Raw genomic sequence first — 22795 nt, forward strand, 5'->3', positions numbered from 1 at the left:
ACTGCCTCCGACTCTGCCCGCTCGCCGGCAGGACTGCCCGGCCCGGTTCAGCCCTCGTACGCCCGCGACGGGATCTGGGTGGCGAGCTTGCCGCCGGACACGTCGAGCAGCGTCCCCGTCACGTACCCCGCCAGGTCGCTCGCCAGGAACAGCAGCACGTCCGCGACGTCGTCCGGTGTCTCCCACCGCCGGATCGACAGGGTGTCGAGCAGCCGGTCCTGGTCGGCGGTCGGCATGGTCGCGAAGCCGTTCATCGCGGTCGGCACCATCCCCGGCGCGTACGCGTTCACGGTGATGCCCCACGGCCCGAGCTCGGACGCCAGGACCCGGGTGAACTGCACGACGGCCGCCTTCGACGCCGCGTACGCCGCACTGCCGACGCTCGGCACGATCGCCGCGAAGGACGCCGCGTTGATGATCCGGCCGCGTCCCGCCCGCTGCATCACCGGCGCCACCGCCTGGCTCATGAGGAAGGTGCCGCCGAGGTTCACGTCCATGCACCGGCGCCACGCGTCCCACTCCAGGTCCGCCACCCGGCCCTCGACGTTGATGCCGGCGTTGTTGACGAGGACGTCGACCGTGCCGTGCCGGGCGACGACCGCGTCGACGGCGGCGCGCACCGACGCCGGGTCGGTGACGTCGCAGGCGAGCACCTCGAGCGCGTGGGCCTCGACAGCGTGGGTCCCGACAGCGGGGGCCCCGACAGCGTGGGTGCCGTCGGGGACGCTGGGCGGGCCTCCCGGCTGGTCGTCCGCCCCGCGGTCCGCGAGCGCCGCGGCCAGGTCGAGCGCGACCACGTGCGCGCCCTCCCGGCGGAACCGCTCCGCGATGGTCCGGCCGATCCCGCGGGCGCCGCCGGTGACGACCACCACCCGGTCGCTGAGGTCGAGGTGCATCGTCGCTCCTTCGGGGCGTCCGTCGACGCCGACGCGTCTACTGTCCCACCCATGACGGACGAGCGCACAGCAGACCGGAGCACGACGGACGACCGCGTCCTCTGGGTCACTGGCGGTGGCAGCGGCATGGGGGCTGCGGCCGCGCAGGTGGCGGCCCGGTCGGGCTGGAGGCTCGTCCTCAGCGGCCGTCGCACCGAGCGTCTCGAAGCGGTCGCCGCCGGCATCCGCGCCGAGGGCGGCACCGCGGACGTCCTGCCCCTCGACGCCACCGACCCCGAGGCCGTGACCGAGGCCCGGGACACCCTCCTCGAACGCCACGGCCGGATCGACGGACTCGTGCTGTCGGCCGGGCTGAACTCCCCGCGGCGGCGCTGGGACGACCAGAGCATGACGGACCTCCGCGCCGTGATCGACACCAACCTGACCGCGGTGGTGCAGGTCGTCGACGCGGCCCTCCCCGCGCTCCGGCGCTCCGGCGGGGTCGTCGTCGTGGTGTCCTCGTACGCCGGGTGGTCGTCGCAGCCGGGAGCCGGGGTGGCGTACTCGGCGAGCAAGACCGCGCTCGGTCCCGTCGTCCGCACGCTCAACCAGCAGGAGGCGCAGCACGGCGTCCGCGCCACGCACCTGTGCCCGGGCGACGTCGCGACGGACTTCCTCGAGCAGCGCCCGAGCGTGCCGGACGCCGCGGCCCGGGCGGTCATGCTCACGCCCGAGGACGTCGGTCGGGCGATCGGCTTCGTGCTCTGCGCTCCGGCACACGTGCGGATCGACGAGCTCGTGCTGTCACCGGTGTCACAGCACTGAAGGCCGGGCCGGGGACCGCACCGGCGCGCGGCCCGCTCGCCGACCTGAGATGATCGACAGCGGCGCGTCAGGCTCGTGCCGTGGAGGGTGCGCAGTGGACGCAGCAGAACAGGTGGTGCTGCAGCTCGTCGGCACCCCGTGGGCGTTCCTGGTCGTCGGCCTCGTGCTCGCCGTCGGCAGCATCGCGGTCTTCCTGCCCAGCCAGGCGATGGTCGTCGCGATCGGCACGCTCCTGGTCGGCGGTGACGGTGGGCTGCTGCCGGTGCTGCTCCTGGTCGTCGCGGCCACGATCGGCATGGTGCTCGGCGACCTGGCGCTCTACCGGCTGGCCCGGTCTGTCGACCTCGGCTCGAAGTCCTGGTTCGCCCGGCCGAAGGTCCGGAAGGCCCGGGAGTCCATCGACGAGCGGTACCGCGCGGCCCCGGGTCGCATCGCGGTCCTCGGGCGCTTCATCCCGATGGGTCGGCTGACGACGAACCTGGTCGGCGCCGACAGCGGGCTCGACCTCCGTCGGTTCCTGCTCAGCTGCGCGCTCGCCGACGTCGTCTGGGCCGCGTACTGCGTCGGGATCGCCGCGGCGACCGGACACTGGAGCCGGGAGCAGCCGTTCCTGGTGACCGTGCTCGCGGTCGTGGCGTCGATCCTGCTCGGCCTGGGGATCTCGGCGATCGAGAAGGCCGTGCGGCGACGCAGCGAGGCGGCGGCCGCGGCGGTCTGATCCGGCGATGGCCTGGTCCGTCGAGTGGCCTGGGCTCCGGCCGGTGCCCGCGCACTAGCGTGGTCGCACCGTCCGAAGGAGCACCCGTGCCGAGCCTCACCGACCTCGTCCCCGACCCCACCGCGCTCGAGACCCTGCACACCGGCAGCACCTGGGCCGAGGGGCCGTGCTGGGTCCCCGCGACCCGGACCCTGCGGTGGTCGGACATCCCGGCGGACCGCGTCCTGCAGTGGTCCGCGGCCGACGGCTCCGTGTCGGTGTACGCCCAGGGCGTCGAGTTCACCAACGGCCGGACCCTCGACCACGACGGTTCGGTGGTGCAGTGCTCGCACGGGCGCCGACGGGTGGAGCGCGACCGGGACGGCGTGGTCACCCCCATCACGACCCGGTGGGGCGCGGTGGCCTACAACTCCCCGAACGACGTCGTCGTCGCCCGGGACGGCAGCGTCTGGTTCACCGACCCGGCCTACGGCATCACCCAGCCGCGCGAAGGGCACCCGGGCGAGCGGGAGTACGGCGACCACTGGGTGTTCCGCTGCGGCCCGGACGGCGAGGACCTGCGCCCGGTCGTCCTCGACGTCGACGAGCCGAACGGCCTGGCGTTCTCGCCCGACGAGCGGGTCCTGTACGTGGCGAGCTCGGACGGCGACCGCCCGGTGATCCGCGCCTACGACGTCGTCACGGACGCTCCGGCGGCCCCCGGCGTCCCCGGGGTGCGGGTGAAGAACGGCCGCGACCTGGTGCGCTTCGCCCCGGACGAGGGCGTGCCCGACGGCCTCCGGGTGGACGAGGACGGGCGGATCTGGACCTCGGCGGCGGTCGGGGTGTTCGTCCACGAGCCGGACGGCAGCCGGATCGGCCTGGTCCCGGTGCCCGAGACCGTCGCGAACCTCTGCTTCGGCGGCGACGACGGCCGCGACCTGTTCGTCACGGCGACGACCTCGGTGCACCGCATCCGGACCACCACCCGGGACGCCGCCCGCCGCTGACGTATCCTGACTCGGCCATGCAGTGCGACTACTTCGACCGCGGGGTCTGCCGGTCGTGCACCCTGATGGGTCAGCCATACGGAGACCAGGTCCTCGACAAGGAGCTCCGCACCCGCGAACTCCTGCACGACGCCGTCGACGCGGCCGGCGGCCCAGGGGCGGTGGAGTGGCTGCCGGCGGTCACCAGCCCGGAGTCCGGCTACCGCAACAAGGCGAAGATGGTCGTCGGCGGCACGGTGCAGCAGCCGACCGTCGGGATCCTCGACGAGCGGCAGCGCGGGGTCGACCTGCGCCACTGCGGCATCTGCACGCCGGGCATCCAGCACGCGCTGCCGGTCCTGGCCGACTTCGTCGCGTCCGCGGGGCTGATCCCGTACGACGTCCGGCAGCGCCGTGGTGAGCTGAAGTACGTGCTCGTCACCGAGTCGCCCGACGGCGAGCTGATGGTGCGCTTCGTCCTCCGCAGCGAGGGGCAGCTGCCGCGGCTGCGCGACCGGCTCGGCGAGCTCCGTCGGGTCCTGCCGCAGGCCGTCGTGGTCACCGCGAACCTGCTGCCCGAGCACAAGGCCGTGACCGAGGGGGACCGGGAGGTCGTGCTCACGGAGCAGCAGACCCTGCCGATGCGCCTGGGGCCGGTGACGATGCACCTGCGCCCGCAGAGCTTCTTCCAGACGAACACGTCCGTCGCGACGCAGCTGTACGCGCAGGCGTCGGCGTGGATCGACGAGGTCGACCCGGCCTCGATGTGGGACCTGTACTGCGGTGTCGGCGGGTTCGCGCTGCACGCCGCACGTTCGGGTCGCTCGGTCACCGGCATCGAGACCAGCCTCGAGGCGATCGTGTCCGCGAAGCAGTCCGCCCGCGAGGCCGGCCTGACCGACGTCCGCTTCGCCGCCGACGACGCCACCGCCCACGCACTCCGTGCCCGCCCCGGTACCGCCCCGGAACTCGTCGTCGTCAACCCGCCGCGTCGCGGGATCGGCGCCGAACTCGCGGGCTGGTTCGAGACGTCCGAGGTCCGGCACGTCGTCTACTCCAGCTGCAACCCGGTGACGCTCGCCCGCGACCTCGCGGTGATGCCCTCGTTCCGGCTGCGGCGCGTCCGCGTGCTCGACATGTTCCCGCAGACGGGGCACCTCGAGGCCGTCACGTTGCTGTCGCGGGCCTGACGGACGGGAGGCGCGGTGCGGGCCCGCCCCGCGCCTCCCGTCCGTCGTCGGGTCGCCGGATCCACGATTGCCAGGGAACTCGGAAGGTCGTGTACCCGGGTACGTGCGATCGCCGCGCCCATGGGCATCGCGACGTACAGGGTCGGTCTGGGGTACATAGCACTACTGGGTAGAACCGTTGGTCTCAGTTTGATAACGAGCGTGAGTTTCCTATGGTGGCCCACCGTGACGCCGGCGCGGAGGCTGCCCCCGGCGACACCATCAGACTGACCGCGATCGGTCGGGGTGGGCAGCCGACGTCGGGAACGACGACGCGACCCCGGTGGAGCAACGACATGAAGAACCACACCCGAACTCGCGCCCTCGTCGGCGGACTCGCCTTCGCTGGCATCGCCGCAACGGGCGTCGGTCTCGCGGCTGCACCGGCCAGCGCGGCCGACGGCTCGACCTGGGACGCCCTGGCGGCCTGCGAGTCCAGCGGCAACTGGGCCGCGAACACCGGCAACGGCTACTACGGCGGACTGCAGTTCACGCAGAGCACCTGGACCGCCAACGGCGGCACGGGCAGCCCGGCCGGCGCGAGCCGTTCGACGCAGATCGCCGTGGCCGAGAACGTCCTCGCCTCGCAGGGCTGGGGCGCCTGGCCCGCCTGCTCCGCGAAGCTCGGCCTGAGCGGCACGAGCGGCGCGGCCCCGGCACCCGTCGCCCAGCCCGCGGCCCCGGCCCCGGCTCCGCAGGCGGCGGCCCCGGCAGCACCGACCCGTCAGGCGGCTCCGGCACCGCAGGCCACGGCCCCGAAGGCCGTCGCGAGCACGCCGGCCCCGTCGGCGACCGCGACCAAGCCGGCCGCCGTCCCGACCAGCGGCAAGACCTACAAGGTGGCCTCGGGCGACACGCTCGACACCATCGCGACGAAGCTCGGCGTCGAGGGCGGCTGGAAGCAGCTGTGGGCGGCGAACACGTCGACCGTCGACGACGCGAACCTCATCTACGCAGGACAGACCCTGCAGCTCCCGGCCTGACGCCCAGCCTCTCGCGCTGAGCGTCTCGCGCCGATCGGAAGCGCCCCACGACCTCGGTCGTGGGGCGCTTCGTCATCCGGCGTGGGTCGCGACCCAGCCGGACACGTCGTCGGAGCGGAGCGCGATCGACAGGCTGGAGACGGCCGACCGGTCGACCCGGACGTAGGACTGCCCGTCGTCGCTCGTGCCGCCGCCGGCCGACGGCAGGGTCACGGTGTCGAGGTCCTGCGCGCGGAAGTCACGGAGTGACCACCCCAGTCCGACGAGTGTCGAGAAGTCCAGGCCGGGGTCCACCGAGAGGTACTCGCTGCTCGAGGACACGAACTGCCGGATCCGCCCCGGGCTCGTCAGGGTGTCCTCGGACACGACCCGCTGGACGAGGGCGCGCAGGAACGCCTGCTGGTTCCGCACCCTGGTGCGGTCGGCGTCGGCGAAGGCGTACCGCTCCCGGACGAAGGCGAGCGCCGCCGCCCCGTCGAGGTGGTTCGGTCCGACCCGGAAGTGGTGCCCCCGGGCGTCGAACGCGGTCGAGGACTCGACGGTGACACCGCCCAGCGCATCGGTCATGCCGGCGAAGCCCGCGAAGTCGATCTCGGCGACGTGGTCGATCCGGACGTCGAGGAGCTGTTCGACGGTCTGCACCGTCAGTGGGACCCCGCCCCAGGAGTACGCGGCGTTGATCTTCGCGCTGCCGTGACCGGGGACGTCGACCCAGGAGTCGCGGAGGATCGACACCAGGGAGACGTGCCGGCGGTCACCCGAAACGTGCGCGAGCATCAGGACGTCCGACCGGCCGCCGCCGGCACGGTCCTGGTCCGGGTCGGATCGGGCGCGGGAGTCCGAGCCGATGAGCAGCACGTTGACGGCGTCCTCGGCGTCCTCGGCGGGTGCGGGGCGATCGGCATCCGGGAACGCGGACTCGATGACCGTCCGCCCGGCGTCGTAGCGGTGCGCCAGTCCGCTGACGAAGGCGCTCACCACGACGGCGAGGACGATCGTCACGACCGTGAGCAGCCCGGTGGCGACGAGCAGGGCGGTGCGGAGTGGGCGTCGACGGTCGTTCAGGGCGAGGGCTCGACGGCCGGACATGGGACTCCCTGGGGGCAGGCCGGCCTGGTCACCGACTCATCCAGGGTTACACATCTCACATATCAGGTGCAAGTACCTCGTCGGGATCGGTCCGCCGCACGCCGGCCACGATCGCGCCGAGCCGGGCGCGGAGCTCCGGGTCGTCCGGCAGCACCTCGCGCTCGATGTGCCGCGCGGTCTCCCACATCCGCCGCCCGTGGTCGGTGACCATGACGAGTCGCCGCCGGCCGTCCTCCGGGTGCGGGCTGCGCTCGATCATCCCGTCGCGCTCCAGGCGCTCGAGGGTGCGCGACATCGTCTGGGGCTGGACGCGGGCGGTGCGGGCGATGACGTCGGCGCTGGTCGGTCCGGTGCGGAGGGCGATGTCGAGCGCGATGAGGGCGGCGTGCTGCAGCCCGATGGCCCGGAGACGCTCGTCCCACTCGCGTTCGACGGCGCGGGACGCAGCGGCGAGCAGGCGTCCGATCGGCCACTGCGCGGACTGGTCCTCCATGCCCCGAGTCTACGGTGGAGCAGTCCACCCGACCGCGGTGTGCCGCAAAGTGTTCAGCATGCTGACGATCGGTGTACGCTCGCCGTCGTGCCCCGCTCCCTCCGCATCGCGATCCCCGCCCTCGTCATCCTCGTCTGGCTGGTCGTCGCCTCGGTCGGCGGCCCCTTCTTCGGGCGGATCTCCGAGGTCTCCACGAACGACCAGACCTCGTTCCTGCCGGCCTCCGCCGACGCCACCGCGGTGCAGGACCGCAGCAGTGCCTTCCGGGACGCCAGCGGGGCGCCGGCCATCGTCGTGCTCGAGCGGGACGGCGGGCTGACCTCCGCCGACAACGCCGCCGCCGACCGGATCGCCGAGGCCCTCGGGGACCGGGACGACGTCGACCAGGTCAGCCCGGTGATCCCGAGCCGGGACGGCGACGCGGTCGAGGTCGTCGCCACGCTGACCGCCTCGGCCGAGACCGGGGACGCGGTCGCAGCGATCCGGGCGGACGTGGACGACGCCCTGCCGACCGGGTTGCGCGGGTACGTCACCGGTCCGGCGGGCTTCACCGCCGACCTCACCGAGGCGTTCGCGGGCATCGACGGCCTGCTGCTCGGGGTCGCGCTCCTCGCGGTGCTCGTCATCCTCATCGTGGTCTACCGCTCGCCGCTGCTGCCGTTCCTGGTGCTCGCCACCGCCGTGTTCGCCCTGACCGCGTCGATCCTCGTCGTCTGGGCGCTGGCGAAGGCCGGCGTCGTCACCGTGAACGGGCAGGTCCAGGGCATCCTCTCGATCCTGGTGATCGGGGCCGCGACCGACTACGCGCTCCTCTACACGTCCCGGTACCGCGAGGCCCTCCGCGACCACCGCACCGGGTGGGACGCCACCAAGGCAGCACTCCGCGGCAGCCTCGAGCCGATCATCGCCTCGGGCGGCACGGTCATCGTCGGCGTGCTGTGCCTGCTGCTGTCGGACCTCAACTCGAACAAGGCGCTCGGCCCGGTCGCGGCGATCGGCATCGCCTTCAGCGTGCTCGCCGCCCTCACCCTGCTGCCCGCGCTCCTCCTCTGCTTCCGGCGCGCCGCGTTCTGGCCGCTGCGCCCCGCGTTCGGCAGCGCCCACCCGGTGCTCACCGGCCCGGACGCCCGGGGACTCTGGGCCCGGGTGGGCCGGCTCGTCGGGCGGCGCTCCCGGTTGGTCTGGATCGTCTGCACGGTCGGGCTCCTGGCGATGAGCACGGGCCTGCTCGGGCTGCGCGCCGACGGGGTACCGCAGAGCGACCTGGTGATCGGGCAGTCGCAGGCCCGCGACGGCCAGACCGTGCTGGCGGACCACTTCCCCGGCGGCTCCGGCAGCCCGGCGCTCGTGCTCGGCGACGCGGACCGGATCGACCGGCTCGCCGACGCGGTCACCGGGGTGGACGGGGTCGACGGTGTCACCGCGGCCGCGAAGGACGCACCCTCCGGCACCACTCCGGTCGGCGCGGACGCCGCCGGCACGACGACCGGCACTGCCACCGGCGCCCCGGCTGCCGACCCGACCGTGTCACGCGGCCAGGTGCTCCTCGAGGCGACCCTCGCCGACCCGGCCGACTCCGCCGCGGCCGAGCGGACCGTCCGACAGCTCCGCACCGCGGTCGAACGGGTCGACCCCGGTGCCCGCGTCGGTGGGGTCACCGCGACCGCGATCGACACGAACGACACCGGCATCCGCGACCGCACCCTGATCATCCCCGTCGTCCTGGGCGTGATCCTGCTCATCCTGATGCTGCTGCTCCGGAGCATCGTGACACCGCTCGTCCTCATCGGCAGCGTCATCGTGTCCTTCGCGGCGGCACTCGGCGTCGGCGCGCTCGTCTTCGACCACCTGTTCCACTTCCCCGGAGCCGACCCGTCCGTGCCGCTGTTCTCGTTCGTGTTCCTGGTGGCGCTCGGCGTGGACTACAACATCTTCCTCATGACCCGGGTGCGGGAAGAGACGCTCCGCCACGGTCCGCGCGAGGGCGTCCTGCGCGGGCTCGGGGCCACCGGTGGGGTGATCACCTCTGCGGGGGTCGTGCTCGCCGCCACCTTCGCGGCCCTCGGGGTGATCCCGATCCTGTTCCTCGTGCAGATCGCCTTCGTCGTCGCGTTCGGGGTGCTGCTCGACACCGTGGTGGTCCGGTCCCTGCTCGTCCCGGCGCTCGTGCTCGACCTCGGTCGTCGGGCCTGGTGGCCGTCGCGCCTCTCGCGCCGACCGCGTGACATGTGACACGCTGAGCGCATGCCCGTACCCTCCACGCAGCCGGCCGCCGAGCGCAAGCTCCTCCGTGACACCGTCCAGGACAAGATCCGCGACGCGATCATGGACGGCACCCTGGAGCCCGGCGAACGCCTCAACGACGACGACCTGATCGCCTGGCTCGGTGTCTCCCGCACCCCGATCCGCGAAGCGCTCGCCGAACTGGCCCGCGCCGGACTGGTCGAGATGGCGCCGAACCGGTACACCCGGGTCGCCGCCCCCACCAAGACCGAGCTGCTCGACGCGTACCAGACCCTCGGCGTGATCTACGGCGGTGTCGTCCGGCTGGCGGTCCCGCGCTTCACCGACGCCGAGCGCCGCCGGGTCGTGGCGACGCTCGACCAGGTGCTCACACGACTCGGTAAGGGCGAGCAGGCGGCCCTGGCGCACGACGGCGCCGACGTCTACGCGATGTGGGCGGACGCGTGCGGCAACGCCTCGCTCGCGCAGCTCTGCAAGGCGACGACCGACGGGCTGTCGTTCAAGCTCCGCGTGCCCGAGATCGCCGAGGTCGTGCCCGTCGACGTCGTCACACCCCGGATCGCGGACCTCCGTGACGCGGTGCGTGCGAAGGACCCGATCGCCGCCGAGCTGGCCATGGAGGCCGTGCACCTGCTGCCCGAGCGGAGCTGAGACGTGAGCACCGAGCGGAGCTGAGCGGCGGGCACCGAGCGGAGCTGAGAGGGCGGTCGCTCAGGCTGGGAGCAGCCCGGTCGCGAGCCCCACGCCCCACAGCACCACGATCGCCGCGAGTGCCCCGAGGTGCCACCACCCGTGCATCACGAGCACGGCCGCGAACTCGCGGAGGAACGCGCTCGGCACCGACTGCCTGGCCGTCGGCGCCCCGAGCACCCGGGCGTCGAGGCCCGTCCGTCGCGCCGTCATCGCGGTGCGCATCACGTGGTAGTCGTTCGTGACGACGAGCGTCCGGCCGTGCAAGCCGGCGTCGCGCAGCACGTCGGCGGAGTACCGGAGGTTCTCGCGGGTGTTCGTCGACCGGCCCTCCCGGTGCACCAGTCCGGCGGGCACACCGTGCGCGACCAGGTACTCCGCCATCGCGTCGGCCTCGGTGCGGTCCTCGTCCTCGCCCTGGCCGCCGGAGGGCACCACGACCGGCGTGCGGCCGGCGGCGACGGAGCGGTGGAACACCTCGAGCGTGCGGTCCAGGCGGGACCGCAGCATCGGCGAGACCGCACCGTGCACGAGCCCGCAGCCGAGGACGACCAGTGACTCGGCCTCCTCCGTGACCCGGACGTGGCCGTACGCGACCGCGGCGCCGAGGAACACGGCGAACACCAGCGCCAGGTACCCCGCCAGTGCCAGGACCAGCACGAGCAGCGCCGTGCTCACCGTGGTCCCGACGGCTGCGAGGACCGCGACCAGGACGCCGAGCGCCAGGACGGCCAGCCCGGCGACGAGCGCCAGCAACCGGGTCAGGCTCCGTGCGCCGCGCCGGAACGCACGGGCCCCGTTCACCAGCAGGGGGACCGCCACGGCGGCGCAGCAGACGGCGACGACGGTCAGGAACACGCGACCGACAGTACGGGGCGAGCATGGGTGGACGGGAGGCGGTGCGCACGTCCGGCACCGGGCCTCCCGGAACGGTGCGTACAGGTCGTCCAGCCGGAATCCATGTCATCTGCGCGCTCCACGGTTATGGTTCTCCCCGTGACGAACGCACCCGAGGAGACCAGGCCACGCCGGGCCGATCGCGCCGTGCCGCCCCGCCACGGACGCCGCAAGCGCCACTGGGGAGTCGTCTTCCCTGCGCTCGCCGGCGTCCTCACGATGGCTGTGCTGCTGAGCGGCGGGTACGCGGCGTACGCGTACAACCGCCTGGCCAGCAGCGTCACGAAGGTGGACGCGATCGGCAGCGCGCCGCCCGCGAAGGACGACGTCGACGGCCGCGCGATGAACATCCTGCTCGTCGGCGACGACCACCGTCCGGACAACGCGACGCCGGAGCAGATGGCGGAGCTCAACACCCAGTCCGACGGCGGCGCGACCAACACGGACACGATGATCGTGCTGCACATCGCCGCGGACGGCCGGAGCGCGACGATGATCTCGTTCCCGCGCGACTCGTACGTGGACATCCCGGGCGTCGGCAAGGGCAAGCTCAACAGCGCGTTCTCGTACGGCACGATGAACGGCGGCGGGGACACCGGCGGCGCGAAGAAGCTCATCGCGACGATCCAGGGCCTCAGCGGGCTGACGATCGACCACTACGTGCGCGTCTCGCTGCTCGGGTTCTACGAGATCGTCAAGCAGCTCGGTCCGGTGAACGTCTGTCTGAACCAGGCCGCCCAGGACGACTTCTCGGGTGTCGACCTGCCGGCCGGCGTCTCGGAGCTCAACGCGGCGCAGGCCCTGTCGTTCGTCCGGCAGCGGCACGGTCTGCCGAACGGTGACCTCGACCGCCAGGTCCGGCAGCAGTACTTCCTGTCGCAGGAGGCGCGGAAGATCCTGTCCGCCGGCACCCTGCTCAACCCGGTGAAGACGACGAACATCATCGACGCGATCGGCAGCTCGGTGGAGACCGACCAGGGGCTCGACATGCTGACCCTGGCGCGGCAGATGAGCAACCTGCGGCCGTCGAACATCAAGTCGGCGACGATCCCGATCCTCGGCACCCCGACGATCTACCCGAACGGTTCGGCGCTGTCGATCGTCGAGGTCGACACCGCCGGCATGCCCGCGTTCGTGCAGAGCCTGGTCGGTGAGCCGCCGGCGTACACGCAGGCGACCGCGGCTGCGGCCGGGTCCGTCTCGGTGACGGTCTCGAACGGCAGCGGCGTCACGGGTGCCGCGGCCGCCGCCTCCGGGGTGCTCGCGGGTCGTGGCTTCCAGGTCGGTGCCCCGGGTTCCTCGGACACCACGGCGACGACGATGGTGCAGTACCCGGTCGGCATGGAGGCGCAGGCCAAGGCCCTGGTCGCCGTCGTGCCCGGCGCGGTGCCGGTCCAGAGCACCGCCGTGCAGGGGGTCACCCTGGTGCTCGGCACCGACGGCAAGACGCCGCAGGCCGCCGCCCAGCCGGGCACGTCGACGCCCGCCCCGGCGGAGCCGTCGAAGGAGGCCGCCGCGCCGAAGCCGACGACGGCGCCCGCCGAGCCGAGCCCGTCGTCCACCGCCGTCCACGAGTACGGCCAGGAAGGCGTCTGCATCAACTGACGCCGGCCGGTCGGCCACGTCTCGCCGCTGTCATCCAGACTGGCATGTCACATTACGGGACGTGGATGACGAGCTGCGCCGACGACGGGACGAGGAGCGCGCCCTGCTGCTGCGGGTCGCCGCGGGGGACCGGGAGGCCTTCCGCCGGATCGACGAACGGTTCCGGCCGCTCGTCCTGCAGGTCGCCCGGCGCCAGCTGCACGACGCCTGGCTCGCTGAGGACGTCACGCAGGACGTGATGCTCGAGGTCTGGCGGCTCGCCCCCCGCTACGACCCGTCACACCCGGTGATCGCCTGGATCCGGACCATCGCGACCCGGCGGGCGATCGACCGGGTCCGGAAGGCCCAGGCGGACCGCGAGCGGGACCGGCGTCTGGGCATCCGCGACCACGAGGCACTCGACCACAGCTCACTGGACCGCGCCGAGGCCGTGCTCGACCGACAGGCGCTCCGCCGGGCACTGGGCACGCTGCCGGAGCGACAGCGGCACGCGGTGGTCCTGCGCTACCTGGCCGACCTGTCCGGCCCCGAGCTCGGGCGAGCGCTCGGGGTCCCCACCGGCACGGCGAAGTCGCGCGCTCGGGACGGCGTGCTGACGCTCCGGCGGACCCTGGTCGGTCCGGCAGGCGAAGGCAGCGAGGGCTCCGGGCGCCGCCTGGGTAGGTTCGAGGGGTGACCAGCACCGCACGCCCGATCACCCTCATGACCTACAACATCAAGAACCCGGACCCGGTGCACGACTGGCCCGCCCGACTGCCCGTCGTCCTCGACGTCATCCGCCGCCACGACCCCGACCTGCTCTGCGTGCAGGAGGCCTTCGACCACCAGATGGACGCCCTCCGCCAAGGCCTGCCGGACCACGACGCCGTCGGCCAGGGAAGAGAGGGCGGTACGGCGGGAGAGCACGCCGCGGTGTTCTACCGGCGCGACCGGTTCCGCCCCGTCGACTCCGGATCGTTCTGGTTGTCGGACACCCCGGACGAGCCCGTCTCGAACACCTGGGACAGCCTGTACCCGCGGATCGCGAACCACGCGCGGTTCCTCGATGCCGAGGGTCCGGCGTTCACGCTGCTGACGACGCACATGGACCACGAGCAGGGCCCGCACGGCGACGAGGTCCGCGCCCGCAGTGCCGCGCTCGTCGTGCAGCGGCTGTCGGTCGTCGACGGCCCGGTGCTCTTCGCGGGGGACTGCAACGAGCCGGCCGGGGCGGGTGCGGCCTCGCAGGTGTTCGCGGACGCGGGCTACACCGACGCCTGGAGCGTGGCGGGGGACCCGGACGACCACACGGCGTCCTTCAACGACTGGCAGCCGCCGGTGGCGACCGGGGAGCGCATCGACTGGGTGTTCACGCGTGACGTCACTGCGGTCGACCGGGTGCGGATCGACCACGACGGGCCGGAGACGTGGTTCGCGAGCGACCACTTCCCGGTGATCGCGACGATCCGGGTCTGAACCGCAGCTGCCGCGGGGCCTCAGCAGCCGCGGGCGGGGCGGATCGGCATCGGCGACCCGATCACGGTGACGGTGGAGTCGTCGGTCAGGACGGAGACGCCGTTGGCACCGTCGCCGTTTGCACCGTCGCCCTCGGTGCCGTGGTGGCCGCCGGTCCCGCGGTCGCCATCGTGGTCACTGTCGTCGGTCCACCCGCGCTGCAGCAGGAGCTGCCACGCCTGGGCGTCGTCCGACCCGAGGGACTCGCGGTCGCTCGCCGGTGCGTCGTCGATCTGGTCGGAGACGTCGTCGCCGACCTGGACCCCGTCCGGCCCGGAGAGCTCGATGACCGCGCCGAGACGGGAGCGGACGTGGTCGCGGAGCACGCGGACCTCGACCCGGTTGCCGGCGGTGCCGGGCTCCGCCAACGCGGCGACGCGGATCGCACCGCCCCACGTCGAGGTCGTGCTGGCCGGCACGCAGCGACCGGCGTCGCCGACGGCGGTCTGCGTGCGTGCGGGGGTGCCGAGGATGCGGTTGAGGACCGAGACGGTGTGCTTTGCGTCGCGCATCGACACGGTCGTGACGGTGTGGTCGTCGGAGCGGAACACGATCGACTCGGCGCGGAGCTCGACGGCGTCGACGGACTTCAGCGCGCCGGACGACACCGGACGCCAGGTCGGCACGGGATCGGCGGTGCGGGTCGCGGACGCGGTCGGCTCAGCGGCAGCAGCGCGGTCGGCGTCCTGGCCGGACCAGTGGTCGACCGCCTGGCCGTTGCCCACCACGAGGGCGAGCGCCACGGCGCCGATCGTCATCACAGTCCTGGGAGTCACTCGCTCGACCGTAGCCGCCCCTCCCGGGCTGGGCGACGGGTGTTACCGAAACGGTTCCGCACCGTCACCGGACCGTGACATTGCCGGAGCCCGGGCCGGACGGCGTCGCCTCGCGTACCGTCGGACGCATGGCGGAGTACGTGGTGGACAGCACCGGAGACAACGCGGCGCACGGCGTCGACCTGATCGACGGCGACGAACCGGCGGTGCGGATGATCGTGCACGGCGACCTGCCGGCGACCATCGACCACGACGGCCGGACCTGGTCGCGGACCGGTGACGCCGAGGACCAGGGTGACGACGCCCCGCCGATCGCGGTGTACCGCCCGGTCTGAGGGCGGCCCACTGCGGGTCCACGCGGCAGCAGCCGGTCTGCGCGGCGGGGGACAGCCTCCTGAACGGGGACCGGAGCGGCCGTGCGTACCGTCGCAGCCATGACGGACCAGCGGATCGACCAGTACACCATGCAGGACCCGACGAAGCTCTACGCCGACAAGAAGCCGGACGAGCAGTACCTCGAGGGTGCCGGCACCGACGCCGAGATGGCGGAGAACGTCCCGGCCGACCACGGCGAGGACACCTACCGCGGCTCCGGCCGTCTCGAGGGTCGCAAGGCGCTCATCACCGGCGGCGACTCCGGCATCGGCGCGGCCGTCGCCATCGCCTACGCCCGTGAAGGCGCCGACGTCGCCATCGGCTACCTGCCCGAGGAGCAGGAGGACGCCGACCGCATCGTCGCCCTCATCGAAGCCGCCGGTCGCAAGGCCGTCGCCCTGCCCGGGGACATCAAGGACCTGGCGTTCTGCGAGCAGCTCGTCGAGACGGCCGTGCAGGAGCTCGGCGGCCTCGACATCCTGGTCAACAACGCCGGCAAGCAGCAGAACGTCGACGACATCACGAAGATCTCCGACGACGAGTTCGACGAGACCTTCAAGACGAACGCGTACGCGACGTTCCGCATCACGAAGGCCGCCGTGCCGCACCTCAAGCCGGGTTCGACGATCATCAACACCACGTCGATCCAGGCGTACGCACCGTCCCCGCACCTGGTGCACTACGCCGCCACGAAGGCGACCGTGAACAACCTGGCGAAGGGCCTGGCCGCGCAGCTCGCGCCGAAGGGCATCCGCGTCAACGCCGTCGCACCGGGTCCGATCTGGACCCCGCTGCAGCCGGCCGGCGGCCAGCCGTCCGACGCGCTGCCGTCCGCGGGCGAGCAGACTTACCTCGGCCGCTGGGGCCAGCCCGCCGAGCTCGCGCCGGCGTTCGTGTTCCTCGCCAGCGGGGAGTCGTCCTACGTGGTGGGCGAGACGCTGCACGTCGACGGCGGCATGCCCACGCCGTAGTCGGTGACCCGGCGGCGACGCCGCGCATGACGGGAGGCCCGTGGCTGCTCAGCCACGGGCCTCCCGTCATGCGGTGGGACCAGCCGCGTGTCGGCGGCCCGTCAGTGCGTGCCGCAGGTCCGCGCCATCGACTCGAGCAGCTCGCGCGCTGCGAGGGCCGCGGCCAGCTCGACCTCGACGGGGTTGATGCCGACGGCCTGCTCGAACTCCCGACGCCGGGCCTGCAGCGCGACCGGTACCTCGGGCCGCTGCGGCAGGACGGCGATCGCGGCGGCGGCGGCCTCGAACGCACCCTCCGGGCGGCCGAGGTGCTCCCACATCGTGCGGACGTCGTGCGCCACCTGCTCCGGGGTGCTCGCGAACTCGAACCCGGCGGACGCCATGGTCGCCAGGCCCTGTGCGGTGGAGTCGTTCGGGGACATCCCGGCATCGTCACACACCCCGCCGCGGACACGCCCAGGCAGTGGCCGCCGAACGCCTCCGCTTGTCCCCCATGTTGCCGACCCCCGGACCGGGGATGCGCCGGACCCCCGATCTCCGCCAAGATCGACGTGCGGACAGGACGTCCGCACCGCCTGGACGCGACGGCCACGACCTGACCGTGCGTCCCGGACACGGAGGGCACGATGCTCGAGGACACCAGCGCCGACACGATGGCTGCCGCTGCGGCTGCGGCGACCCTGCACCTGCGGATCAGGATCGTGGGTGCCACCGTCGACCTGCTCCGTGACGTGCCCTTCCACGAGGCACGCGCCGAACACGTCGCCGAGCGGCTGGACATCTCGACGCACGAGCTGCAGCAGCACTTCCCGTCGTGGGACGGGCTCGTCCTGGCAGCGGTGGACCGGTGGAACGGCGCCCGGATGGACGAGGTCACCCGCGAGGTCGGCAACGGCAGCACCGTCGAGCTCCTCCGCGCGATCGTGGCCTCGAACGCCGACGACCCGGCACTGATGCGTCTGCTCGTCGCACTGCTCAGCGTCGCCGGCAACCCCCAGCACGCCATGTCGAGCTACCTCCGGTCGCGCTACCAGCTGTTCTTCTCGCAGGTGAAGCGCGGCCTGGAGCACGACATCGCGGTCGGACGAGCCCCGCACACGATGGACCCGCGCCGCGGAGCCGAGCAGCTCATCGCCCTGTACGAGGGGCTGCAGCTGCAGGCGCTCCTGCGCAGCGACCTCGACCTGGTCGCGGCCTTCGACCGAGCCGTCGCCCGCCTCGAGCGCGGCTGGATGGAACGGTACGAGGCGACCGCGCAGCGCCGGCTGTCGACCTGGGGCGACGTGTCCTGGTCCGACGACGAGACCTGGTCGGTCTGACGGGTCGGCCTCCGCCGGGTCGGCTCGTTCCGTGTTGGCCGCCGACCGCACCCGCTGGGACGTCGCCGAGGGGAGCCCGGGTACGCCGGGAAGCCCAACGGAAGGAACGATCGTGGCAGCACCGAACCCCATCCAGATCCAGAAGTACCTGAGCGGCATCGACTACCCCGCCTCGAAGGACGACGTCGTGTCGACCGCCGAGAAGGAGAACGCCCCCGACGACGTGCTCGAGGCGCTCCGTGCGATCCCGGACGGCGAGTACGACGCCCCGACCGACGTGTCGAAGGCCGTCTCGGACGCGAGCTAGCGCCTCCGGCTCAGGCTCCGGCTGCGGGCTGCCGAGGTTCGCGCTGGGCGACACCGCGCGCGGCCCCGTGCCCGCGTCGTGTCGCTCAGCGCGAATCCCGGCGCCGCGACCGGCTCACCAGCGCGGCACGCTGCCGTTGCCCGGGTCGTAGCCGGAGTCGCGGATGACCGGCAGCGCGGTGGTGTCGCTGTGCACCGAGTGCACCTCGATCCGCCGTCCCCGACGCAGGGCACGCCGGGCCCCGGGGGTCGCGAAGAGCCCGCCGAGCACCAGTCCGGCCCCGATCGCGAGCGCCACGGTCACCGCCGACCCGAAGTCCAGCACCGAACTCGACGACCCGCTCATCACGTTGAGCAGCGCGTTCGACACCGCGACACCGGGCAGCAGCGCCCCGCAGAACGCCGGCACCGCGATCGCCGACACGGCCGTGCGCATCCGGACGGCCGCGTAGGTCGAGAGCACGCCGAGCAGCACCGCCGCCAGGAACGTCGCGCCGAGCAGCGGCAGGCCGAACTCCTTGAGCTGCCAGAGCGCCGCCCCCGCCGCGACCGAGAACACCACCGCGACCGGGATCACCCGCGCGCTGGCCTGCTGCACGAAGCAGTTCGCCCCGGCCGACGCCACGGTCAGGGACAGCGACGCCCAGAGCGGCAGGGCCTGGGTGACGATGCCGGACGGCTCGACCTCGAGCCGGAGCCAGTGCGTCACGGCGATGCCCGCCGGCACCCCGACGACGATCGCCGCGATGAGCATGCCGATGGTGAACGCCCGGGCGACCGCCATCGCGCGGAACCCCGAGATCGCGTCCTGCGCCCACGTCACCAGTTGCACGTGTGGCAGCAGGAGCACCACGAGGGCCGCCACCATCGTCGCCGCACCGGTCGGCGTGAGCACACCCGCCCAGATCGCGAGCGTGCCGATCACCGACGCCACCGCCCCCTGCGCGCCCGAGACGAAGAACTGCGGGTACCCGCGGCCGGTCAGCCACCGGCCGGAGACGATGATGCCGAGCATCAGGACGAACGCCCCGACGCCGGCCCGCCAACCACCACCGGCCTGCAGTGCGATCGAGGTCCCGAGCACCGACAAGCCGACGTCGGCGAGCCACATCGGCCACCGCGGTGGCATCCGCAGCACCGCCACGAGGGCGCTCACCGCGCTGGTCATGTCCCGGTCGTCGTGGATCACGTCGTCGACGATCTGGTTCGCCCACGTCAGCCGTCCGAGGTCGGCGCCGTCGGAGCGCGTGCTGCGCATCTTGACGAGCGGCGGGCCCTCGGTCGGCGAGTACTGGATCGTCACCGAGCTGCCCGAGAAGTCCAGGTCGAGCGGTGCGAGGTTCCACTTCGTCGCCACCGCGATCACGGCGGTCTCGACGCTCCGGGTGTCGGCGCCGGAGGCGAGCATCACCTCGGTCAGGTCGAGACAGAAGTCGACGATCTGCCGGGCCGAGTACTGCTCCCGCAGTGAGCGGGTGTCGGGCGTGACGTGCTCGTAGATCGTGCCGCGCAGTCGCGCGCGGACGTCCCGCATGTCGTGCTGGGCGACGCTCCGGGCCTTCGGGCGCGGACGGGGTGGACGGCCCGGCCGGGGGCCGGGAGGGAGCGGTTCGGCCATCGGACCATTGTGCCTGCCGTCCTCGTGCGCCGCCTGGTGCCGGGTGGGACGACTGACGGGAGGCTCCCCACCGGACCGGTGGGGAGCCTCCCGTCAGTGCGGTGCGCGCTGCTTACTGCTCGAACGTGGCGTGCAGTTCGATGTCGACGCCGGTCAGGGCCTTGCTGACCGGGCAGGTCGCCTTGGCCTCGTCGGCGGCCTTCAGGAAGGTCGCCTCGTCGATGCCGGTGACCTCGCCGTGCACGGTGAGGACGATGCCGGTGAGCTTGAAGCCGGCCGTGTCCGGGCCGAGCGAGACGTCGGCCTTGACGTCGAGGGACTCGACGGTGCCGCCGGCCTCGCCGAGGACGGCGGAGAACTGCATGGCGTAGCAGGCGGAGTGCGCTGCGGCGATGAGCTCTTCGGGGCTGGTGGTGCCGCCGGCCTCGTCAGCGGCGCGCTTCGGGAAGGACACGTCGTACGTGCCGACCTTCGAGCTGGAGAGTTCGACCTGGCCGGAACCGTCGTTGAGGCCACCGTTCCAGGCGGTGCGTGCGGTGCGCGTGGGCATGGCCGCTCCTTTCGTTCGGGGTGTGGGCCGGGTGCGACCCTCGGTGCCGAGTCAATCGGAGAACGCTCGTTCTCGCAACCGGTTCCCGGGGAAGACGCAGGCTGACGGCTCCCGGGGCTCAGGTGGTGCGCAAGGCGGACTGTCGCGCGTCCTCCGGTCCGACGGCGATTTCGGCAACAGGTGTAGTTTTGGGCCATGCGTGCAGTCGTCTTCGAGCAGTACCAGACCTCCCCGTCCCTGACCGACGTCGAGAAGCCCGCGCCGGGTCCGGGCGAGGTCCTCCTCAAGGTCGCCGGCGCCGGTGCCTGCCACTCGGACGTCGCCGTCTACCGTGAGTTCCAGGAGGGGCAGCCCGGCGCACAGCGGCCCGCGTTCGTCCTCGGCCACGAGAACTCCGGCTGGGTCGAGTCCGTCGGCGAGGGCGTCACCGGTTTCACCGTGGGCGACGCGTACCTGGTCTACGGGCCGGTCGGCTGCGGGCACTGCCGGTACTGCTCGAAGGGGCAGGACACCTACTGCGAGAACACGGCCACCAACCCGTACGCCGGCATCGGCCTGGGCCGCGACGGCGGGATGGCCGAGTACGTCGTCGTGCCGGCACGCAACCTCGTCCCGCTTGGAGACGCCGACCCGATCGCGGCAGCACCCCTCAGTGACGCCGCCCTGACGCCGTACCACGCGATCAAGAACGCCCTGCCGAACCTGGCCGGTGGCGGCAAGTACGCGCTCGTCGTCGGCCTGGGCGGACTCGGGCAGATCGCCGTCCAGATCCTCACCGCCCTCACCGGTGCGACCGTCATCGCGACGGACACCAAGGAGGACGCGATGGCCCGCGCCGCCGAGCGCGGCGCGATCACCGTGCCGAGCGGACCCGACCAGGTCGCCCGGATCCGCGAGATCACGGGCGGTACCGGCGTCGACGCCGCGTTCGACTTCGTCGGTGTCACCCCGACCATCCAGACCGCGCAGGCGTCGATGGCCGTCGGCGGCCGGTTCACCGTCGTCGGGATCGCCGGCGGGACCACCGAGTGGAACTTCTTCTCGACGCCGTACGAGTCGACCATCACGAACACCTACTGGGGCACGATCGAGGACCTGCACGACGTCGTCGCGATGTACCGCGCGGGTCAGATCGAGCCGGACATCGAGCGGTTCGCCCTGGCCGACGCGCTCGAGGCCTACCGGAAGCTCGAGGCCGGCGAGCTCAGTGGCCGCGCGGTGGTCGTGCCGACGCTCTAGCGTGCGCCGGTCGTCGGGCCCTAGGGTCGGGTCCGATGACCGACACCGCAGTCCACTCGGCACTCGAGACCTGGTCCCCGGCACAGCTGCGGGACTGGAACCCGTCCTGGCGTCAGGACCTGGCGGCGTCGGCGGCCCCTGCGCTCGCCCTGGTCGGTGACGCCTCCTGGGGTGCAGCCGTCCGCGATGCCGTGCAGCTCCCCGTCGCCGATCCACTGTTGTGGGCCAACCGACGCCTCGACCTGTCGTCCGGGCACTGGGCCATCACGGGCATCCGGTTCCGCGGACGGGACATCGCGAAGCCCTTCGTCGACGTGATCGCCACGGACGTGACCCCGGACGCCGCCGGCATCGCAGAACTCGCCGAGGTGCTCATCGCCCACCGGGAGTTCGCTCCGCTGTGCCTCCGTGTGCACCTGCCCGGCGACCAGCGGTCGGCGCCGGCGTCGGACGGGTTCACCGCCGTGCCGGACCTGCTCGTGGTGGCGGCCCCGGTCGCGCGGGTGGCCGCCGGCGCCGCGAGCACCGGTGTGGACGTCGAACTCGTCCGGGCCGAGCCGGCCGGCGCCGCGGTCCGAGTCGCCGATGCTTACGACGGGCTACGGCGCTCGGAGCCGGACCTGGACCAGTGGGCGACCGCCGCCGACCAGGACTCGCTCGCCGACGCGGACGAGGAAGGGCTGCTGTTCGACGTGGTGATCGCCGGACGCACCGCCGGGGTCGTCGCTGCGGCGCGGGACGACGTGGACGGCTTCACCGGGTTCACGGTCGAGGAGATCGTCCTGGACGCCGAGCACCGCGGGCACGGGTACGGGCCGCTCGTCCTGCGCCAGCTCGCTCGTGCGCTGCCGGCCGGCCCCTCGGACGTGCTCCGCGGGCACATCCACCCCGGCAACACCCGGTCGCTCCGGAACGCCCTGGCGAGTAGTCGCGAGGTGGTGTCGTCGCTGGTGTGGGTCACGCCGACGGGCTACCCGGGCATGCCGACGGTCTGATGGACCGCAGCGCACGTATGGGCAACATTTGTGTTCGTTAGTCAATGCAATCGTTGCATCGCAGGTGCGGTGACGCCTTGACGGGGGACCTCGGCAGCAGGAGTGTTGCGCGCATGACCCTCTTCATCAGCTGTCCGGTCGCGAGCGTCGAGCGTGCGACCGCGTTCTACACGGCGCTCGGGTGGACGCAGAACGCCGAGATGTCCGGTGACGCCGTGTCCTGCTTCGCGATCGCCCCCGAGCAGTACGTCATGCTCGCCAGTCGGGAGATGTACGCCAGCGTCGGCGGTACCGAGGACCTGATCGGCGGCCCGGACACCCCCTCGAAGACGACGGTGTCGTTCGACCTGCCCAGCCAGGAGGCCGTGGACGAGCTCGTCGAACGCGCGGCCGCTGCGGGCGGCAGGATCGGCGACACTGACGACTACCCGTTCATGTACCAACGCCAGTTCGACGACCCCGACGGGTACCACTGGTCGCCGTTCTGGATGAAGCCCGTCGCCGCCACCGCCTGACGGCCCGCGCCTCCGGTCGTC

25 protein-coding genes are annotated in these 22795 nt (G+C 72.7%); 17 read left to right on the top strand and 8 right to left on the bottom strand.

All coding sequences use genetic code 11. The annotated features are described in order from the left end of the window. Positions 1-47: 47 nt before the first annotated feature. Positions 48-896, bottom strand: a complete 849-nt coding sequence (locus tag QL987_RS03430; protein WP_290156271.1) for an SDR family NAD(P)-dependent oxidoreductase — start codon at positions 894-896, stop codon at positions 48-50. Positions 897-947: 51 nt separating this feature from the next. On the opposite strand from QL987_RS03430, the gene QL987_RS03435 reads away from it, so the two are divergent. The 5 genes from QL987_RS03435 (at position 948) to QL987_RS03455 (ending at position 5598) form a co-directional block, all read left to right on the top strand. Beyond that, positions 948-1700, top strand: a complete 753-nt coding sequence (locus QL987_RS03435) for an SDR family NAD(P)-dependent oxidoreductase (RefSeq protein WP_290156272.1) — start codon at positions 948-950, stop codon at positions 1698-1700. Positions 1701-1794: 94 nt separating this feature from the next. Next, positions 1795-2418, top strand: a complete 624-nt coding sequence (locus QL987_RS03440) for a VTT domain-containing protein (protein ID WP_253466331.1) — start codon at positions 1795-1797, stop codon at positions 2416-2418. Positions 2419-2504: 86 nt separating this feature from the next. Further along, on the top strand, positions 2505-3407 hold the full coding sequence (locus tag QL987_RS03445) for an SMP-30/gluconolactonase/LRE family protein (protein WP_290156274.1): 903 nt from the start codon (positions 2505-2507) through the stop codon (positions 3405-3407). 17 nt (positions 3408-3424) lie between these two features. Beyond that, positions 3425-4576 carry a 23S rRNA (uracil(747)-C(5))-methyltransferase RlmC gene (gene rlmC / locus QL987_RS03450; protein WP_290156276.1) on the top strand — a complete coding sequence of 384 codons (1152 nt, stop codon included), beginning with the start codon at positions 3425-3427 and terminating at the stop codon, positions 4574-4576. 335 nt (positions 4577-4911) lie between these two features. Continuing rightward, entirely contained in the window at positions 4912-5598 is a 687-nt protein-coding gene (locus tag QL987_RS03455) for a transglycosylase family protein (protein WP_111075285.1), read from the top strand. Positions 5599-5670: 72 nt separating this feature from the next. Here the strand turns inward: QL987_RS03455 and QL987_RS03460 are convergent, their stop codons facing one another. After that, complete coding sequence (locus QL987_RS03460) at positions 5671-6687, bottom strand: LCP family protein (protein ID WP_290156277.1); 1017 nt, start codon at positions 6685-6687, stop codon at positions 5671-5673. Between the two features lie 55 nt (positions 6688-6742). Beyond that, positions 6743-7180: a MarR family transcriptional regulator gene (locus QL987_RS03465; protein WP_290156278.1), complete on the bottom strand. Its 438-nt coding sequence runs from the start codon at positions 7178-7180 to the stop codon at positions 6743-6745. Positions 7181-7267: 87 nt separating this feature from the next. On the opposite strand from QL987_RS03465, the gene QL987_RS03470 reads away from it, so the two are divergent. After that, positions 7268-9412 (top strand): efflux RND transporter permease subunit, encoded by a 2145-nt coding sequence (locus QL987_RS03470; RefSeq protein ID WP_290156279.1) that lies wholly within the window; start codon positions 7268-7270, stop codon positions 9410-9412. A 12-nt stretch (positions 9413-9424) separates the two neighbouring features. After that, positions 9425-10075 carry a GntR family transcriptional regulator gene (locus tag QL987_RS03475; protein WP_290156280.1) on the top strand — a complete coding sequence of 217 codons (651 nt, stop codon included), beginning with the start codon at positions 9425-9427 and terminating at the stop codon, positions 10073-10075. A gap of 60 nt (positions 10076-10135) precedes the next feature. Here the strand turns inward: QL987_RS03475 and QL987_RS03480 are convergent, their stop codons facing one another. Further along, on the bottom strand, positions 10136-10972 hold the full coding sequence (locus QL987_RS03480; protein ID WP_111075164.1) for a YdcF family protein: 837 nt from the start codon (positions 10970-10972) through the stop codon (positions 10136-10138). 138 nt (positions 10973-11110) lie between these two features. On the opposite strand from QL987_RS03480, the gene QL987_RS03485 reads away from it, so the two are divergent. From QL987_RS03485 to QL987_RS03495, 3 genes are all read left to right on the top strand, one after another. Beyond that, positions 11111-12616: an LCP family protein gene (locus tag QL987_RS03485; RefSeq protein WP_290156281.1), complete on the top strand. Its 1506-nt coding sequence runs from the start codon at positions 11111-11113 to the stop codon at positions 12614-12616. A gap of 61 nt (positions 12617-12677) precedes the next feature. Next, positions 12678-13292: a sigma-70 family RNA polymerase sigma factor gene (locus QL987_RS03490; RefSeq protein WP_111075163.1), complete on the top strand. Its 615-nt coding sequence runs from the start codon at positions 12678-12680 to the stop codon at positions 13290-13292. Beyond that, positions 13289-14071, top strand: a complete 783-nt coding sequence (locus QL987_RS03495; protein ID WP_290156282.1) for an endonuclease/exonuclease/phosphatase family protein — start codon at positions 13289-13291, stop codon at positions 14069-14071. The genes QL987_RS03490 and QL987_RS03495 overlap by 4 nt, the downstream gene beginning before the upstream one ends. A 20-nt stretch (positions 14072-14091) precedes the next feature. Here the strand turns inward: QL987_RS03495 and QL987_RS03500 are convergent, their stop codons facing one another. Continuing rightward, the gene (locus tag QL987_RS03500; protein ID WP_290156284.1) at positions 14092-14886 is read right to left on the bottom strand and encodes a hypothetical protein; all 795 of its coding nucleotides are present in this window, start codon (positions 14884-14886) and stop codon (positions 14092-14094) included. A 128-nt stretch (positions 14887-15014) separates the two neighbouring features. Here QL987_RS03500 and QL987_RS03505 point away from each other — a divergent pair, with 128 nt between their 5' ends. After that, on the top strand, positions 15015-15221 hold the full coding sequence (locus tag QL987_RS03505) for a hypothetical protein (protein ID WP_290156285.1): 207 nt from the start codon (positions 15015-15017) through the stop codon (positions 15219-15221). 99 nt (positions 15222-15320) lie between these two features. Continuing rightward, a complete protein-coding gene (locus QL987_RS03510) occupies positions 15321-16232 on the top strand; it encodes an SDR family oxidoreductase (protein ID WP_111075159.1) in 912 nt (303 codons plus the stop codon). A gap of 101 nt (positions 16233-16333) precedes the next feature. Here QL987_RS03510 and QL987_RS03515 read toward each other — a convergent pair whose 3' ends face one another. After that, positions 16334-16654 (bottom strand): hypothetical protein, encoded by a 321-nt coding sequence (locus QL987_RS03515; protein ID WP_253466368.1) that lies wholly within the window; start codon positions 16652-16654, stop codon positions 16334-16336. Between the two features lie 204 nt (positions 16655-16858). On the opposite strand from QL987_RS03515, the gene QL987_RS03520 reads away from it, so the two are divergent. Together QL987_RS03520 and QL987_RS03525 are read left to right on the top strand one after the other, a co-directional pair. Further along, on the top strand, positions 16859-17551 hold the full coding sequence (locus QL987_RS03520; RefSeq protein WP_290156286.1) for a TetR/AcrR family transcriptional regulator: 693 nt from the start codon (positions 16859-16861) through the stop codon (positions 17549-17551). A gap of 112 nt (positions 17552-17663) precedes the next feature. Next, positions 17664-17858, top strand: a complete 195-nt coding sequence (locus QL987_RS03525; RefSeq protein ID WP_290156287.1) for a DUF2795 domain-containing protein — start codon at positions 17664-17666, stop codon at positions 17856-17858. A 114-nt stretch (positions 17859-17972) separates the two neighbouring features. On the opposite strand, the gene QL987_RS03530 is transcribed toward QL987_RS03525, so the two are convergent. Together QL987_RS03530 and QL987_RS03535 are read right to left on the bottom strand one after the other, a co-directional pair. Further along, positions 17973-19475 (bottom strand): threonine/serine exporter family protein, encoded by a 1503-nt coding sequence (locus tag QL987_RS03530; protein WP_221849821.1) that lies wholly within the window; start codon positions 19473-19475, stop codon positions 17973-17975. A gap of 112 nt (positions 19476-19587) precedes the next feature. Further along, complete coding sequence (locus QL987_RS03535; protein ID WP_111075154.1) at positions 19588-20025, bottom strand: OsmC family protein; 438 nt, start codon at positions 20023-20025, stop codon at positions 19588-19590. A 195-nt stretch (positions 20026-20220) separates the two neighbouring features. Here QL987_RS03535 and QL987_RS03540 point away from each other — a divergent pair, with 195 nt between their 5' ends. The 3 genes from QL987_RS03540 to QL987_RS03550 all read left to right on the top strand — a co-directional run bounded on the left by QL987_RS03540 (position 20221) and on the right by QL987_RS03550 (position 22774). Next, positions 20221-21264: an NAD(P)-dependent alcohol dehydrogenase gene (locus QL987_RS03540; RefSeq protein ID WP_290156288.1), complete on the top strand. Its 1044-nt coding sequence runs from the start codon at positions 20221-20223 to the stop codon at positions 21262-21264. Between the two features lie 35 nt (positions 21265-21299). Further along, entirely contained in the window at positions 21300-22259 is a 960-nt protein-coding gene (locus QL987_RS03545) for a hypothetical protein (RefSeq protein ID WP_290156289.1), read from the top strand. 113 nt (positions 22260-22372) lie between these two features. Then, positions 22373-22774: a VOC family protein gene (locus tag QL987_RS03550; protein ID WP_290156291.1), complete on the top strand. Its 402-nt coding sequence runs from the start codon at positions 22373-22375 to the stop codon at positions 22772-22774. The last annotated feature ends 21 nt before the right edge of the window (positions 22775-22795 follow it).

Origin of the sequence: Curtobacterium sp. APC 4022 (assembly GCF_030407555.1) — a bacterium.
Lineage (GTDB): Bacteria > Actinomycetota > Actinomycetes > Actinomycetales > Microbacteriaceae > Curtobacterium.

Excerpts from the sequence above, each read along its gene's own strand:
- QL987_RS03530 (WP_221849821.1), bottom strand. The coding sequence starts at position 19,475 with ATGGCCGAACCGCTCCCTCCCGGCCCCCGGCCGGGCCGTCCACCCCGT.
- QL987_RS03505 (WP_290156285.1), top strand. The coding sequence starts at position 15,015 with ATGGCGGAGTACGTGGTGGACAGCACCGGAGACAACGCGGCGCACGGC.
- QL987_RS03510 (WP_111075159.1), top strand. The coding sequence starts at position 15,321 with ATGACGGACCAGCGGATCGACCAGTACACCATGCAGGACCCGACGAAG.
- QL987_RS03455 (WP_111075285.1), top strand. The coding sequence starts at position 4,912 with ATGAAGAACCACACCCGAACTCGCGCCCTCGTCGGCGGACTCGCCTTC.
- QL987_RS03545 (WP_290156289.1), top strand. The coding sequence starts at position 21,300 with ATGACCGACACCGCAGTCCACTCGGCACTCGAGACCTGGTCCCCGGCA.
- rlmC (WP_290156276.1), top strand. The coding sequence starts at position 3,425 with ATGCAGTGCGACTACTTCGACCGCGGGGTCTGCCGGTCGTGCACCCTG.
- QL987_RS03515 (WP_253466368.1), bottom strand. The coding sequence starts at position 16,654 with ATGTCCCCGAACGACTCCACCGCACAGGGCCTGGCGACCATGGCGTCC.
- QL987_RS03550 (WP_290156291.1), top strand. The coding sequence starts at position 22,373 with ATGACCCTCTTCATCAGCTGTCCGGTCGCGAGCGTCGAGCGTGCGACC.
- QL987_RS03540 (WP_290156288.1), top strand. The coding sequence starts at position 20,221 with ATGCGTGCAGTCGTCTTCGAGCAGTACCAGACCTCCCCGTCCCTGACC.
- QL987_RS03435 (WP_290156272.1), top strand. The coding sequence starts at position 948 with ATGACGGACGAGCGCACAGCAGACCGGAGCACGACGGACGACCGCGTC.
- QL987_RS03465 (WP_290156278.1), bottom strand. The coding sequence starts at position 7,180 with ATGGAGGACCAGTCCGCGCAGTGGCCGATCGGACGCCTGCTCGCCGCT.
- QL987_RS03475 (WP_290156280.1), top strand. The coding sequence starts at position 9,425 with ATGCCCGTACCCTCCACGCAGCCGGCCGCCGAGCGCAAGCTCCTCCGT.
- QL987_RS03535 (WP_111075154.1), bottom strand. The coding sequence starts at position 20,025 with ATGCCCACGCGCACCGCACGCACCGCCTGGAACGGTGGCCTCAACGAC.
- QL987_RS03520 (WP_290156286.1), top strand. The coding sequence starts at position 16,859 with ATGCTCGAGGACACCAGCGCCGACACGATGGCTGCCGCTGCGGCTGCG.
- QL987_RS03460 (WP_290156277.1), bottom strand. The coding sequence starts at position 6,687 with ATGTCCGGCCGTCGAGCCCTCGCCCTGAACGACCGTCGACGCCCACTC.
- QL987_RS03430 (WP_290156271.1), bottom strand. The coding sequence starts at position 896 with ATGCACCTCGACCTCAGCGACCGGGTGGTGGTCGTCACCGGCGGCGCC.